Annotated in this window: 12 protein-coding genes; 3 read left to right on the top strand and 9 right to left on the bottom strand. The window is 57.2% G+C overall.

Annotation, left to right across the window (positions count from 1 at the left end):
• Positions 1-3: 3 nt before the first annotated feature.
• The 8 genes from atpB to EDC27_RS12210 form a co-directional block, all read right to left on the bottom strand.
• A complete protein-coding gene (gene atpB, locus EDC27_RS12245) occupies positions 4-726 on the bottom strand; it encodes a F0F1 ATP synthase subunit A (RefSeq protein WP_123290881.1) in 723 nt (240 codons plus the stop codon).
• Between the two features lie 3 nt (positions 727-729).
• Entirely contained in the window at positions 730-1,128 is a 399-nt protein-coding gene (locus tag EDC27_RS12240; protein ID WP_170161789.1) for an ATP synthase subunit I, read from the bottom strand.
• Positions 1,129-1,135: 7 nt separating this feature from the next.
• Complete coding sequence (locus EDC27_RS12235) at positions 1,136-1,369, bottom strand: AtpZ/AtpI family protein (RefSeq protein WP_123290879.1); 234 nt, start codon at positions 1,367-1,369, stop codon at positions 1,136-1,138.
• Positions 1,370-1,486: 117 nt separating this feature from the next.
• Positions 1,487-2,794 carry a glutamate-1-semialdehyde 2,1-aminomutase gene (hemL, locus tag EDC27_RS12230; protein ID WP_123290976.1) on the bottom strand — a complete coding sequence of 436 codons (1,308 nt, stop codon included), beginning with the start codon at positions 2,792-2,794 and terminating at the stop codon, positions 1,487-1,489.
• 25 nt (positions 2,795-2,819) lie between these two features.
• A complete protein-coding gene (locus tag EDC27_RS12225) occupies positions 2,820-4,598 on the bottom strand; it encodes a chloride channel protein (RefSeq protein ID WP_245994521.1) in 1,779 nt (592 codons plus the stop codon).
• A gap of 153 nt (positions 4,599-4,751) precedes the next feature.
• The gene (locus tag EDC27_RS12220) at positions 4,752-6,308 is read right to left on the bottom strand and encodes an Rne/Rng family ribonuclease (RefSeq protein ID WP_123290878.1); all 1,557 of its coding nucleotides are present in this window, start codon (positions 6,306-6,308) and stop codon (positions 4,752-4,754) included.
• A gap of 3 nt (positions 6,309-6,311) precedes the next feature.
• Positions 6,312-8,861 carry a TIGR03960 family B12-binding radical SAM protein gene (locus tag EDC27_RS12215; RefSeq protein WP_123290877.1) on the bottom strand — a complete coding sequence of 850 codons (2,550 nt, stop codon included), beginning with the start codon at positions 8,859-8,861 and terminating at the stop codon, positions 6,312-6,314.
• A gap of 71 nt (positions 8,862-8,932) precedes the next feature.
• A complete protein-coding gene (locus EDC27_RS12210) occupies positions 8,933-10,111 on the bottom strand; it encodes a cysteine desulfurase family protein (RefSeq protein WP_123290876.1) in 1,179 nt (392 codons plus the stop codon).
• 465 nt (positions 10,112-10,576) lie between these two features.
• Here EDC27_RS12210 and EDC27_RS12205 point away from each other — a divergent pair, with 465 nt between their 5' ends.
• Positions 10,577-10,888 (top strand): 26S proteasome regulatory subunit family protein, encoded by a 312-nt coding sequence (locus EDC27_RS12205; RefSeq protein WP_123290875.1) that lies wholly within the window; start codon positions 10,577-10,579, stop codon positions 10,886-10,888.
• 175 nt (positions 10,889-11,063) lie between these two features.
• Here EDC27_RS12205 and EDC27_RS12200 read toward each other — a convergent pair whose 3' ends face one another.
• Positions 11,064-12,758 carry an FAD-dependent oxidoreductase gene (locus tag EDC27_RS12200; RefSeq protein ID WP_123290874.1) on the bottom strand — a complete coding sequence of 565 codons (1,695 nt, stop codon included), beginning with the start codon at positions 12,756-12,758 and terminating at the stop codon, positions 11,064-11,066.
• Between the two features lie 256 nt (positions 12,759-13,014).
• On the opposite strand from EDC27_RS12200, the gene EDC27_RS12195 reads away from it, so the two are divergent.
• Complete coding sequence (locus EDC27_RS12195; protein WP_170161788.1) at positions 13,015-14,910, top strand: autotransporter assembly complex protein TamA; 1,896 nt, start codon at positions 13,015-13,017, stop codon at positions 14,908-14,910.
• 24 nt (positions 14,911-14,934) lie between these two features.
• Positions 14,935-15,501 carry an acyloxyacyl hydrolase gene (locus EDC27_RS12190; protein WP_170161787.1) on the top strand — a complete coding sequence of 189 codons (567 nt, stop codon included), beginning with the start codon at positions 14,935-14,937 and terminating at the stop codon, positions 15,499-15,501.
• Positions 15,502-15,504: the final 3 nt, after the last annotated feature.

The raw sequence follows: 15,504 nt of genomic DNA, 5'->3' as shown, positions 1-15,504 counted from the left end.
CTGCTAGTGCGCCTCTTCAATGGCGCCCGCAAAGTACATGCACGACAGCAGGCAAAAGATGAATGCCTGCACAAAGCCGGTAAAGAGCCCCAAGAACATGATGGGCAGGGGTGCCAGATACAGCCCGGCCAGTAAGAACAGAATGGCCAGCACCAATTCCTCACCAAAGATGTTTCCGAAGAGACGGATGGACAGGCTGAGCACCCGCGCCGTGTGGCCAATGAGTTCGATAGGGAAGATGAGAGGGGTCAACCACCAGACGGAGCCCATGAAATGCTTGATGTACTTGACCCCGTGAAACTTCACGCCAATCACGTGCGTGTACGTCACAACGATAAGCGCGCAGGCGGCCGTGGTGTTAATGTTGGCGGTGGGCGAAAAGAAGCCGGGGACCATACCCATGTAATTGCTTAAAAGAATGAAGAAGCCCAGCGTGGCGATGAGCGGAAAGGCAAAACGCCCCTCTTCCCCTGTGATGCCCACCATGAAGTCTTCGATGCCCGTGAGGACCATTTCAAAAAAATTCTGCCCTCCCGACGGCACCAGCTCCAATCGGCTCACGGCCAGCTTGGCCAAAATGAGCAAAACGGCGGCCACCACCCAGGTGTAGACCACATGGGGCAGAAGCAATTTTTGTAAAAAAGTGTGAGCCTCATCGGCGCTGTGGACGATGGGAAGTCCCAGCTTCTCCAACAGAATGCTGAGAAACAAGACCGGATGTTCCATATTTTACCCCTCTCCCCTCATGACCATTTTTACGGCTTCCACTATGGCCACCAGTACGATGCTGACCATCACCACCGACAACCCCGCCAGAAAAGCCGGCGGATCCGCCCATCCGTAATAGAGCACCGTAAAAACCACGAATATGGTGCCGAGAAATCTCAGGTAGTACTTGGTGAAAAGCACTCCCTTGGACGGCGGTCGCTGTGGGTGACCAAAAGCGCGGCCCATCTGCCACTTCATCACCTGAAAACTGACCGTCACCGTCGCGCCTCCCACCATCACGCCCAGGGCTTCTCGAAGGGAAAAGAACAGCGCCGCGGCCACCACGGCACTTAAGAGAAGAATCACATTCACTAGCTGAATGCGCCGAATAAGCTTTGCATCGCTCAGCAGTATGCCCACGAAGCCCTTACGGTGTGCGCTGATCTTGACGCTGCTGCCTTCGCATGAACCGCATGTAATTGCGAAAGCCCGCGATGATTCCCATGACCAAGAAAACCAGCGTGACCCATGGGAAGGTTCCAAAGCTGGAATCCAACCAGTAGCCGATTGCCACGCCGATAAAAATGGCGAAAGCCACCGAAAACCCTATGGTGCTCGCCAATCCTACCTGCTTGAGGTATTTTTTCGTCTCTTCTTTCATCGGCCACTTCGTGTAAAATATCACACACTACCTAGCATAGGGCCCACTCCAAGTCAACGCCATTTTTCACACCGTCTTTTTTGTCTTCTCCCTTGGCTCTTGGCTTTCGTGCGCTGCCTAACATGATCCTGCCACGGTTTTCACCACGCGAAGCGATTCCAAAGCCGCTTGGGCCGTTCGATCCAGATCTTCTCGGTCATGGGCCGTGCTCACAAAAAAGCTTTCGAACTGAGATGGAGCCAGGTAGACACCTCGAGCGAGCATTTCCCTGTAAAAGACGCCGTAAGCGGCAGTGTTGGCCTGCAACGCCGAGGCGAAGTCCGAGACTTCCTTGTCGGTAAAAAAGGCGGTGCCCATGGATCCAATACGGTTGATAGTGAGCGGTACATCGGCAAGGCGGGCGGCTTCTCGAAGCCCGGCTTCCAGGGCTTCGCCTTTTTTTTCCAACGACTCGTAGATTCCCGGTTCACTAAGTTCCTGTAGCATAGCGAAACCGGCCGCCATGGCCAGGGGGTTCCCCGAAAGGGTGCCGGCCTGGTAGACATCGCCTAAGGGCGCCACCTTTTCCATAATATCCCGGCGACCTCCGTAAGCCCCTACGGGCAGTCCGCCTCCGATGATTTTTCCAAGGCAGGTGAGGTCAGGTCGCACCGCGAAGCGTTCTTGAGCGCCACCGGGTGCTAGCCGAAAGCCAGTAATGACTTCATCAAAGATGAGCAGGCTGCCATAGGTATCGCATAGGCGCCGCAGTCCCGGCAGGAACTCAGGCTTGGGGATCACGGTGCCCATGTTCCCCGCCACAGGTTCCACGATGATGCACGCCACCGTTTCTCCGTAGGCCTTCAAGGCCGTTTCTACAGCATCCAAGTCATTGTAGGGCAGTGACAGAGTGTGAGCCACCACCTCCGGCGGCACTCCGGGACTGCCGGGAATACCCAGGGTGGCCAGGCCCGATCCCCCTTTCACCAGCAAGCCATCGCTGTGGCCGTGGTAGCAGCCGTCAAATTTGATGACCTTTGGCCGACCGGTGTAGCCTCGAGCCAGCCGAATGGCGCTCATGGTGGCTTCGGTGCCAGAATTGACCATGCGCACCATCTCCATGGACGGCACCATGGAAACCACCTTTTCCGCCAGTTCCACTTCCATCCGGCACGGAATCCCATAGGACGTGCCCTGTGTGGCGGCGAAACGCACGGCCTCAACCACTCGAGGATGGGCATGGCCGAGGATCAAAGGCCCCCAGGACCCCACATAATCCAGGTAAATACGGCCATCTTCGTCTTCCAAACGGCACCCCAAAGCCCTTTTCACAAAAAAGGGGGTCGTCCCCACGGAACGGCAGGAGCGCACCGGACTGTTGACCCCTCCAGGAATGACGGCTTGAGCCCGATGAAAGAGCCTTTCCGATATGGTGTTCGGTACCATGCCGGCCTCCTCCATGTCCACGCGGCTAATCTTCGCGCAGTCTCTGAATTTCCTGATGATAAGCATGCATGAGTTCTTCCAGGCGAAGCATGCCCACAACCCCCAGATCTCTTTCTTCCACGGGTATTTGGCCGTAGCCCGAGCTGAGAAACTTCATGAGCGCTTCGTAAAGGCTTATATCGGGCCGCACGCTCACCGGAGGCGACGCCAATTCGCCCACCACCAGTAGTTCGGCCACGGAATCTTCAAAAAGCACCGAGCGCACGTCCTGAAGCGACAGGATGCCCTTGAGATGAAACCGGTCGTCCACCACGGGGAAAAAGGATTCCCGCGTATGGACCATAAAGCGTTTGAGTTCCCGTAAGGTCATATCCTGCGGAAGGCTGGTCACCGGCAGGGTCGGGTCGTAGACGTCGCGCACCTTCACATTCTCCAAAACGTTCAAGACCATGTCGGTTCGATGGGCGGGCGAATGAAACTTGTTCAGCACTTGTTTCTCATACAAGGACCAGCCTTGGGAACACAATACGGCGATCACAGAGGCAAACATCAAGGGAACCACCAAGCCATAGCCTCCGGTCATCTCGCAGACCATGAGCAGGGCGCCGATGGGTGCCTTGGCCACTCCACCGAAAAAGGCGCCCATGCCGACCAGGGCAAAAGCGCCGGAATTACCGACCCACTGGGGAAAGAGCCCGCAGGAGATCTGTCCTACCGCTCCGCCCAGCATGGCCCCGATAAAAAGAGAAGGTCCAAAAACCCCTCCGCTACCGCCGGAAGAAATGGTGAAGGCGGTGGCAAAGATTTTCAGCACGGCAAGGCTGAGCATCAAGGATACGGGCAGGGTGCCCATGAGGGCCTTTTGAATGGTGCCGTACCCACCGCTCATCACCTCCGGGCGCCAATAGGCGATCAGTCCCACCATGAGCCCCCCCACCGTGGGCACAAGAGCTTTTTTCAAAGGAAGCCTTCGAAAGAAATAATCCCGCATACCGTAGAACACCTTGACATAAGTGAATCCAAAGGGCACACACACGAGCCCCAGCCCAGCGTAGAAGAGCAGTTCCACGGGGTTGGCGAAGTGAATGGGCGGAATGTCAAAGATGGGGCGCTGTCCAAAGATGCTGATGAAAATGGCATTGGCAATGACGGAAGACATGATGCACAAAATAATGCCTTCCGTTTCAAAATCTTCCCGGTAAAGCACTTCAATGGCCGTTAGGGCACCCCCCAACGGAGCTCGAAAAATGGCACCAAGCCCCGCGGCGCACCCGGCCAAAAGCATCAGGCGCCGCTCCCGAACATTCATGCGCAACAGGCGCGCCACCCATGAACCGAAACCGGCGCCGATTTGCGCAATGGGCCCTTCGCGCCCGGCACTGCCTCCGGTGGACAGGGTAATGATGGAGGCCAGCCCCTTGATGTAAGGCACGCGTGTTCGAATGATGCCGTTTTTGTTGTGAAAGGCGTCGATGAGGGCGTCTGTTCCGTGCCCTTCGGCTTCCGGCGCGTACCGATGGACCAAAAATCCCGTCAGAAGACCTCCAAAAGCGGGCAGCACAAGAAGCATCCATCGGCGAAAGACCGGGGAGCGCTCCAGGGCAACCAGTTGCTCTCCCCCGGGTTTGCTCAGGGGATAACCCGCCAGGTATTCCAGAAAGAAATACTTGCCCCATTCCAAGAGAACAAAGAAAAGGCAGGCACCAAGTCCGCTGACCACACCGACAACGCCGCTGTAGACCACATAGCGCAGCGTCTTGTTGCGTTCCAGGGCACCGCGGATTCCAGCCAGTCGCCTCACCACGAACACACCCTCAAAAGACCGCGCCACCCCGTCCAAATTCGCTGGAAGCAGACTGCCGCAGGGCAAAATCCTCTTCCACGGCCGGTGCGCCGCCCGAGTCGCCCAAGCAAACAGGGTGTCCGCACCGAGTGAGGCTGTCGCCCGTCGTGGCCGTCAGTTTTCTTCCACCGTGATTTCATATTGCTCCACATGAAAGGTGCGTTCCCCCTGAACGTGGAAACACGCGTGCAGCGCCTCCTCCAGCCTCTCCAAAGCCGCCCGCTCTTCGTCCAGCAGCCTGGCCGCCACGCGAGGATGCACCTGAATGAGCACGTTTCGACCAAAGAGATCTCTTTGTTCCCTTTGAATCTCCCTTAAAATTTCGTAGCACAGGGTCTGCGTGGATTTGAGCTGCCCATGGCCCTCGCAATAAAAACACGGCTCGCACAGGGTTCGCCCAATGCTCTCTCGCGTTCGCTTGCGCGTCATCTCGATAAGGCCCAGTTCCGACATGCGCAAAATGTTGGTTTTGCTCTTGTCCTTGCGCACCGCTTGTTTGAGGGCATTGAACACCTTTTCTCGGTCGGCTTCCTTTTCCATGTCGATGAAATCGATGATGATGATCCCCCCGAGGTTGCGAAGCCTGAGCTGGCAGGCGATTTCCTTGACGGCTTCCAGGTTGGTCTTGAGAATGGTTTCTTCCAGGTTGCGTTTGCCCACATAGCGCCCCGTGTTGACATCGATGGCCGTGAGGGCTTCCGTGGTTTCAATGACGATGTAGCCACCGGATTTCAGCCACACCTTCTTGCTCAAGGCCCGTTGCACTTCCATTTCGATACCGTAGGCATCAAAAATGGGTTCGGCACCCTCGTACAGTTCCACACCGTTTTTCAGGGACGGCAAAAAGGTTTCCGTAAACTGCAGCACCTTCTTGTATTCTTGGGGATTATCGATAACGAGGCGGTCCACCTCCTTGGTGAAAAGATCCCGAACCGCCCTCAGGGTGATGTCCAAATCCCGGTGCACCAGGGAGGGAACCGGAGCGTTTTCGGAACGGCGCTGAATGTTCTGCCAGAGTTTCAGCAGAAATTCCATTTCCGCCTGAATCTTCTCCGCATCTTCACCTTCGGCGGCCGTGCGTACGATGAAACCGCAGTGGGCCGGCTTGATTTCCAAAACCAGGTCCCTGAGGCGCTTGCGTTCCTTCTCGTCTTCGATGCGACGGGACACTCCCACATGGTCCATGAGGGGCATGAGCACCAGGTTGCGTCCCGGCAGGGTCACGTGGGTCGTGATTCTCGCACCCTTGTTTCCAAGAGGTTCCTTGGCCACCTGCACCAGTATTTCCTGCCCTTCCCGCAACCGGTCCTCGATGGGCAGGTCCGGAAGTTCCCTGTCGTCCATGTACGGCTCGGGATCTCCGGCTTCTTCATGTAGCACAACTTTTTGGCTTTCTTCCTCCTGCGGGGCGACTTCCTGAAAAATCTGGTCCACTTCCATCAGCGGATGGTGCACATCGCTAACATACAGAAAGGCCGCCTTTTCCAGGCCGATGTCCACAAATGCGGCCTGCATGCCGGGAAGCACCCGCACCACGCGCCCCTTGTAGATGTTGCCGGCAATGCCTTCGTCGGAGGCTCTTTCGATGTAAAGCTCTGCCACCTGGCCGTTTTCCACCAAGGCGACCCGAGTTTCGTAAAAGTCGGCATTGATGATTAATTCCGCAGCCATCGTCTATTCCTCTAAAGGAGCCACGGAAACCTTGCATATGCGGTACGCCCGGCACGTGACGCCGTCTTCTCGCAACAAGGCGTCGAGCACGTTTTGAGGTCGAAAGCGGGCTGTGGGGCGTTCCAGAAGTTCCATGGCCACACTCGTGGCGTCGAGGCGCCGTACGGAAAGCAATACGTCCGCGCAGCGCGCCTCAAGGTGCCCTTTCTTGGTTTTCTTTCGCACAAGTCGATGTCCGCCCACGGCGGAGCGAGCCATGATAGCTTCCACCAGTTCTTCGGTCAAACCGGAAAGACGGTAGGTGACGCGAAAGGAGGACGGCTTGCGGGTTCCCTCCTGAGCGCGATGCACACGGAGAACACGAAACCCTTCAGGCAGAACCTTATTGAGGCGCTCGGCGATTTCCTCTTCGGCCACGGCTTTTTCCAACTGAATGTCCGCTTCCTCCGCTTCGCTTTCCATGCCCACGGGAAGGGCTTCGCGAAAGGAAATTTTGGCATGCGGATGATACCCTTGCGTAAAGGCCATGGGCAGCCCGGAGCGCCGCACGGCTCTTTCCATGATGCGATTCACTTCCAGCTGGCCAAAAAAACGGGCTCGACCCTTCTTGGCAAAATGCAGGGTGTACGTGAACAACCCCTCGCCGGCCCCACGTTGCAACGAAGGCGCAGGGTTGGCGGGAGCAAAAGCCGTGTTATGAAGTCGAGGGGTCACGTGGCTGCCGTCACAGGCGCCGCAGCCCGAACAGGATTCCCAGCGGCAATCGCCCGTGCGCGTCCCCGCCAGGGCTTTTTCCCATTCCGCCCAGAGGTAGCTCTTGAGCACTCCGGCACTGAGATGATCCCACGGCAAAGGATCCGAGGCTTCATAGTGGCGCTGCGCCTCAGCGTCGGCGCTCAGACCGCATTCGGCAAAGGCTTCGTCCCAAGCAGGCCGCCGAAAGTGTTCGTCCCAAGCATCAAAACGCGCCCCTTTGCGCCATGCCAACTCCACAACTTTTGCGAGGCGGCGATTGCCTCGAGCCAACGCCGCTTCCATGACGCTCAGATCCGGGCTGTGCCACTTCGTGCGAATACCGGGACGCTTCAGCCGCTTTTTAAGATATTCCAGCCGACGCCCAATTTCCCCTCGACCAATTTGCCCTGTCCACTGAAAAGGGGTCATGGGTTTGGGCACAAAGGTAGACACCGCCACATGCACGGCGGCTCGATAAGGCTTTCCCAGCTGCCAGACACGCAAGCTCAGACGGACAATCTCTTCCAGGTCTTCCAAAGTTTCCGTAGGAAGCCCCATCATGAAATAGAGCTTGATTCCTTTCCAGCCCAGGCTGTAGGCATCACGCACCGTCTGATACAGGTCGTCTTCCTCGATGTTCTTGTTGATCATACAGCGCAGGCGCCGACTGCCCACTTCGGGAGCCACCGTAAATCCCGTCTTGCGCACGCGCCGAATGCATTCCATGAGCTCCTGGGACAAGGTACCCACGCGCATGGAAGGAAAAGACAGGGCCACTCGGCGCTCTTCCATGTCCTGCATCACGGCATGAAGAAGCCCACCCAGCTGACAGTAATCCCCCGTACTTAGGGACAGAAGGGCCACCTCTTCGAAACCGGTTGCCTCAACGGCGCGACGCGCATTTTCCGCAAGAACTTTCGGACGGCGCTCCCGCACGGGTCGATACACAAAACCCGCCTGGCAAAACCGGCAGCCTCGAGTGCACCCTCGAGCAATTTCCAGCCCCAGCCGGTCGTGCACAATTTCCACCAGCGGGACGAGGGGTCGCTCGGGCAACGGGCTTTCCTCATCCAAATCCGCAAGAACCCTCTTTTTCACGCGCGTGTAATCCCCATACAGAGGCTTCAGGCCTTCAAACCGCCCTGCTGTGTCGTAGTAGGGTGCAAAAAAGGATGGAACATAAACCCCGCCGATGTGCCGCACCCCTTCCAGAAATTCACGCCGGGTTCCCCGCGACGCTTTCCAGTCGCGGTAAGCCTGTACCAGCTCGGCGAGCACCTGTTCGCCCTCTCCCAAAACGATCAGGTCGAAAAAGGGGGCCAAAGGTTCCGGATTGTAGGCGCAGGGCCCGCCGGCAATGACAAAGGGAGTTGATGCATCTCGATCACTGCTTTCGAGCGCGATACCGGCGAGATCGAGCATGGTCAAAATGTTCGTGTAGCTCAATTCGTACTGAAGGCTGAAGCCCAGAAAATCGAACTCCTTAAGTGAACGTCGGCTTTCTAGGGCAAAAAGCGGGGTGCGGGTTTGCCGAAGGCGCTGTTCAAAATCGGGCCATGGCGTGTAGACGCGATCCGCCAGAACACCTTCCATGTCGTTCAAGCCGTGATACAGCAGCTGAATTCCCAGGTGGCTCATGCCCACTTCGTACACATCGGGAAACGCCAAGGCAAAGCGCACGTCGGCCTCCTCGAAGCGCTTGCCCCGAGCGTGTATCTCCCCGCCGAGATAGCGCCCGGGCCGTTCGATGTTTGTGAGGAGTTCTTCCAGGAGACCTTCGGAGACCATGCCTTCTCCCTTGCCTTTCATGGCCGCCATTGTCGTTCACCGTCAAAGCAGCTTCACCAAGACAGCGCGTGACCAGGAACGCATGGCTTGATCAGGTTCCTTTAGGACGCCGCGCGTGTGGCGTACAGAGGCGACATGGAACGGAGTCGGGACACCACGGCGCCCAGGGTTTCCACGGCCTGATGCACTTCGTCCTCGGTGTTGTCCTCATCCAACGTAAACAGCAGCGTGCCGAAAGCCCCATCGCCCAAAAGTCCCATGGCTTCCAGCACATGGGACGCCTTAGCCGTAATGGACATGCACGCCGAAGCCCCCGCCACGCAGATGCCTCTTAGGTCCATGTGCAACAGCAAGGCTTCGCCTTCCACGTATCGAATGGAGACATTGACCCAACCCGGAATGTGCCTGTGCGGATGCCCGTTGAACCGGACCTCTTCGATGGTCTGCGCGATGCGGTCTCGCAAAAGCTTTTCCAGCCGTGCGCATCGTTCCATCTTCTGCGTAAGGCGCCCGCGAACGCGCTCCGCGGCAGCCCCTAGTCCCACGATGCCGGCCACATTTTCCGTTCCCGTTCGCCGGCCGTCTTCTTGCCCACCGCCATGAAAGAGCGGCCACAGGCTGGTGCCCTTACGGCAATACAGAGCTCCAACGCCCTTGGGCCCGTTGAACTGGTTGGCGGCCAGGCTGAGCAAATCCACGCCCAACTCCTGCACATGAACAGGAATGCGCCCAACCGAAGCGATGGCGTCCGTATGCAGCAGGGCGCCACCTTCGTGCACCACGGAGGCGATGTCCGCCAAGGATTGAATGGTGCCCACTTCGTTGTTGGCATGCATGATGGAAACGAGCACCGTGTCGGGCCGCATGGCTTTTTTCACATCGTCGGGGTCCACCACCCCGTGTTCGTCCACAGGAACCAGGGTGATTTCAAAGCCGAACCGTTCCAGGGCCTTGGCGGCATAAAGAACGGAATAGTGTTCAATGGCCGACACCACCAGATGCCGCCCCTGCGACATGCGCTGAAACGCCACCCCCTTGATGGCCAGGTTGTTGGCTTCCGTGCCGCCCGATGTGAAGATGATTTCCTCGGGTTCCGCCCCGATAAGGGCCGCCGTCTGGGATCGCGCCCGAAAGATGGCGTCCTGGGGCGCCTCGCCGAGGTGATGAATGCTGGCGGGATTGCCAAAATGTTCCACGAGAAAAGGCATCATGGCCTCCAACACTTCGGAAGCCACCGGTGTTCCCGCAATGTGATCCATGTAGATGCTGCGCCCGTTCACTCCGCTCACTCCCTCTGACAATCCAGTGCGTTTTATTAAACCTCGTCCCTAAAATTTTGAATCTATACGTTCCTTGCCGGCCCACCGTCAACCCCGTGTTCTTCGCGCGTGGGCCGGGCCTAAGTCACCATATTTGATCGTCATCGCGTGTCATCACTGCCCCGCGCTCGCGACCCAAGCTCTTCTTCCCTCATTTTCTCATGGCCATGGTCCTTCTGGGTGTCGAAGCTCTCCCTGCTCGTTCCATCTGAGATCACCCCGTAAAAAGTTCTCCATGCTTTGGGCTCCTCTAAGGCTTTTCACGACTTTCTCCTTGCAAAACCCTGTGGGCCGTGCTACAGGGTGCGTGAAATCTTTATCATGCCAAGGGCTGCCGAAAAGGCAGAATTGAGGGTTGAGGGTTTTTTGCCAAAGGGATCAACGACGCGTCACTTGTCTATGGAACAAGCAGAAGGAGGCGGGACGATGAAGGTTTTTCTGGGCGGCTTGGCCGCGGCTTTTTTCGGCATTATTGGTATCTTTATTTGGTTTAAACCTTTCCTCAACCTCCTGGCAGGCGCCATTCCCTTGATGCTGCTGCTGGGCGGTGCCATGGCGGCCTATTTGGGCTATGATGAAGTGAAGGATCAACTGCCGTTCGGAAAGAAAAAAGAGGAAGAAGCGGTGCCGGAAGCCGCCACCGATGATTTGTCCAAGTACAAGGAAGAAGCTGAAAAATACAAGCAGGAAGTGGAAAAGCTCAAGGCCGAATTGGAAAAAGTCAAATCGGCCTCCTAAAGTCTCTACAACATCCAAGTCCTCAAAAAGTAGAACGCCTCCCCGCCAAGGGAGGCATTTTTTTCATCGCCATCTCTTGTAGCCTCAGGTCATCCCCTGTGCATCCCACTTGCCCATACCTTCCTTGCCCGAGCCCATCGGGGGGGGGGTCCTATAATCGGAACACGCCGGGCATTCACAAAGCGTTGTCGGCGCCTTGAGCTGCCTGTCGCCACATGGTGTAAGTTCGATAGCCGCCGCTCAGGTTTTTTGCGCGATACCCGTACTGGCGCAGGGCTCGTGCCGCCAGATACGAACGCTGTCCCACATAGCAATAGACCCAGATTTCCCTGTCCTTGGGAAGCTCCGCCATGCGCTGCCTCAAAGCCCCCAAGGGAATGTGCACCGCTCCCGCAATATGCCCGCGCCGATATTCAAAGGGTTCGCGCACATCGAGAATGAGAACGTCTTCTGGAGGCCGATCCATGGATTCCGCGTGCACGACCTCCACATCGCCTCGAACCACATTAGCGGCAATCATGCCCGCAAGGTTGACGGGATCTTTGGCGGACCCAAATTGCGGCGCGTAGCACAGTTCCGCTTCTTCCAAATCAAAGACAGTGCCGCCTTTTTGCATCGCCATGGCGATAACGTCCGTTCGCCGCACCGCGCCTTTCTTGCCCACCACTTGCAATCCCAAAATTTTTCCGTCCCTTTTGGAAAAAATCAATTTCATGGCCAGGGTTTCCGCCCCAGGGTAATAGCTGGCATGGTGACCCGGATGCAAATAGATCTTTTCACAGTCGAGGGGTCCATTCCATAAGCCAAGGGATTTGAGCACCCGCTCACTCGGTCCCGTCATGGCCAGCACCTGATCAAAAAGGCCCACCACGGCCGTTCCCTGTACGCCTCGAAACCGCACATCCCTTCCGCAAATGGCATCGGCGGCGAGCCTTCCCTGTCGGTTAGCCGGCCCGGCCAGCGGAAGAAGGGTCTCAAGCCCCGTGATCACGTGAGACACTTCCACGGCATCGCCCACGGCCCAGATAAACGGGTCACTGGTCTGCATTCTTTCGTTGACGCGAATCCCTCCAAGCGGCCCCAGAGCCAGCCCGGCATCTCGGGCCAGTTGCACCTCGGGGCGCACGCCCACGGCCACGATGACGAGGTTGGCCGTAAGGCTTTCTCCCGAATGCAGCCTTACCGTGAGCGCCTCGTCGGCGTTACGTTCCACTGCCTTCACCTGCGTTTTCAAACGCAAGGTCGTCCCTTTATCTCGAAGGGTCTCCTGTAGGGGCCACACCATCTCGGGATCACACATGGGCATGACTTGATCTTGCATTTCCACCAGGGTCACCTGCAGTCCGCGTCGCACCAGATTTTCCGTCATCTCAAGGCCGATATAGCCGCCTCCGATGACCACCGCGCTTTGCGCATGCCGCTCCTCGATCATGCGCCGAATTTCCCGGCTGTCCGGAATGGTGCGCACGAAAAAAACACCTTCAGAATCCAGCCCAGAAATTGGCGGCTTCACTGCGGCTGCCCCTGGAGAAAGCACCAGGGCATCGTAGGCTTCTTCATAATCTCGCCCCGCTTGATGATCGCGAACGAGAAGGCGACGACGGTTTCGGTCGATGCGCACCACTTCCGAATGAAGGCGCACCTCAATTCGAAACCTTTGTTGAAACATTTCAGGTGTGGCCACGAGCAGATGTTCTTCGCGGCGAATCACGTCCCCAACGTAATAGGGCAGACCGCAGTTTGCAAAAGAGACGAAAGGCCCCTTTTCAAAGATGATAATTTCAGCCTGTTCATCCATGCGGCGCGCCCGCGCCGCACAGGAAGCCCCTCCGGCAACACCACCCACAATGCAAATGCGCCTTCCAGCCATACTGCACCATCCTCCATCTTTGCTCCGCACCTTATGGCCTTGAGCCTTTCATTTTCTTCGCAACAAAACTACAATCGCTCGTGACGATACGCAAATGATAAGGGCCCAGACCTTGACGGCTTTGGCCCAAGGAGAGCCAGCTAGGGCGACTGTCCGCTCGCAGCTTGTCCCAGAAGAGCCCATTGGCCCTTGACAAAATTCTTTTATGCTGCCCGCAAACGTGGGAATCTACGGAATTGGAGAAAGGGTAAGGGTGATGAAGACAACGTCATCCCCGACACGGCGCCAATCCAAGGCGTGCGACATGCCCTGGATTCCCGTCGGCGCGGCCGTGACGCTTTTCTCTCATTACAGATCCCATTCCAGACCCATGCCGCTCACGTGGCTTCGGCTTGTGGTTTTCTTGGCCTGCGCTTTTGGCATCCACGATACCTTGAGTTTCGCCGCCTCCCTTCGGTATGCGGTGCAGATGGAAGACAGCGTCGAAGGCGCCTGGGCGTCCCGACTTCAGCCCCTTTCGGAAACCGTGGCCAGGGAAAAGGAAGGGGCGGTGTCCCTGAGTCAGCTCAGACGCCGCGCGGAAAAAGATAAGAACCTTTTTCGAACCTTTCTTCGCTCCGAAGGCTTTTATGCCTGCGAGGTGGCCTACCACATCGATCCATCGACGGATCCGCTGACGGTGCGCTTTACCGTCAATCCCGGACCCTTGTATGTGCTGGAAGAAACGACGCTGGACGTTTCGGGCATCGATGCATCGCTTTTTGATGTGTTGATGGAAACGACCCGTTCATCCCTACCCGCCTCTTCCCCGGCGCTGGCCGCCCACATTGCCGACGCAGACCAGAAAATTCTCTCCATTCTCGGACAACACGGCCATCCTTTGGCTCGAATTTCCGAAAGACGGGTGATCGTACGCCATGACGCTCGAACCGTGCATCCCCATTATGTCGTCTCAGCGGGGCCCAAGACTTTTTTCGGGCCCGTGAGCCTTGTGGGACTGGAATCGGTTCGAGAAGATGTGGTCCGACCGCGCATCCCCTGGAAGGAAGGGGATCTGTTTGATACCCGACTGATGACCAAGGCTCAGGACAATCTCATTCGCATGGATCTCTTTTCGGTGGTGCGCCTGGCCCATGGGTCCACCGTGGACGCTCAGGGCCGACTTCCCGTGGAAATCACGGTTGTGGAAAAGAAGCCGCGCACCTTCAAAGGCGGTTTTTTCTATTCCACGGATGTGGGCCCGGAACTGAACGTGTCCTGGGAAAACAGAATTATTCGCGCAGGAAAAGCCAAGGTGGGCGTGGAATCCTGGCTGTCCTCGCAAAGAATGATTCTGGGCGGCATCGCCACGTGGCGGGATTTCCTTCGTACAGATCAGCTTGTGCAAGTGGAAGGGCACATGGGCCAGGAAGACTGGGACGCTTATTGGACTCGAAGTGTCGGCACCACCGTTTCCGTCGTCCGTGATGTGCGCCCCACCATCAGGGCCAGTGCGGGCGCCGGCTTTCGCCTCTCCAGCGTCGAACAAGCCTCCAATCGTGAAACTTACGGCCACTTGTTTCTTCCCGCCTTTGTGCGCATGGATACCACTGATAACCCTCTGGATCCTGCGCGCGGGTTTCGCTGGCACCTGCAGACATCCCCCTATTGGGACTTAACCGACACCTCCCTTTTCTTTTGGAAGACTTCCACCAGCCTCAGCACCTATTACGATTGGTCCAAGGACGGCCGGCTGGTGCTGGCATCCATCGTGGCTGCGGGAAGCATTGCCGGAGCCACTCAGGGGGCCGTCCCAGCGGATCTGCGCTTCTATGTCGGCGGTGGGGGCAGTGTGAGAGGTTACGAGTACCAAAGCGTTGGGCCTCGAGACGGCAATGACCCCGTGGGAGGTCGGTCTTTTCTGTCGTGGAACGGCGAAGTGCGCTGGCGCATGACACAACGTTACGGCCTTGCCGCATTCCTGGACGGAGGCACCGCCTACGAAAGCCCCGTACCGGACTTCACGCGGAGTTTTCGCTGGGCCACAGGGCTCGGATTTCGTTACTATTCTCCCTTGGGTCCGTTCCGCATGGACGTAGCTTTTCCCCTCAATCGTCGAGCGGGCATTGACGATGCTTTTCAAATCTATATAAGCTTGGGCCAGGCGTTTTAACCCCAAGTGCGGTAGGAGATGCGCATGCGTTGGAGAAAATGGGTGTTGATAACAGTCCTGGCCATGGTTGTCGGGGAAACCGGGGCGTGGGCTGCAGAAAAGCTGGTTTTCGGCATCGGTGTGCGATCCGGATTTTCCGCCATCAAGAAAGATGAAACGTTTCACATACACGAACTGATCGCCTACCACACGCTGCCTTGGGATTGGCAGTGGAACGGTGGTTGGATACTGGACACCTTTTGGGAAATCCACTTCGGGCTTCTCCGTGCGGCTGACAAGGAATCCGTCCTCATTTCCACAGGACCCATGGTGACCCTGCAAACCCCTTGGAAATCCTTGGCTTTCATGGCGGCCGTGCGGCCCGCTTTTCTGGAAGATCATAACTTTGGAAAGGAAAACCTGGGCGGAGAAATTCAATTCACCGAAGAAATCGGGATCAATCTCATCCTCAGCAAGTATTTCTCCCTTGGGTATCGCTTCCAGCATCTGTCCAACGCCGGTCTCTACACGCACAATCCCGGCTTGGACTTTCACGTCCTGGAACTGCGATGCCTCTTGCCAGGATATCTCGATGAAGGCCAGGGGCCTTGAACA

This window comes from Desulfosoma caldarium (assembly GCF_003751385.1).
Taxonomy (GTDB): Bacteria; Desulfobacterota; Syntrophobacteria; order Syntrophobacterales; family DSM-9756; genus Desulfosoma; species Desulfosoma caldarium.
The sequence above is the reverse complement of the archived record's forward strand: the minus strand, read 5'-3'. Positions and strand labels throughout refer to the sequence as shown.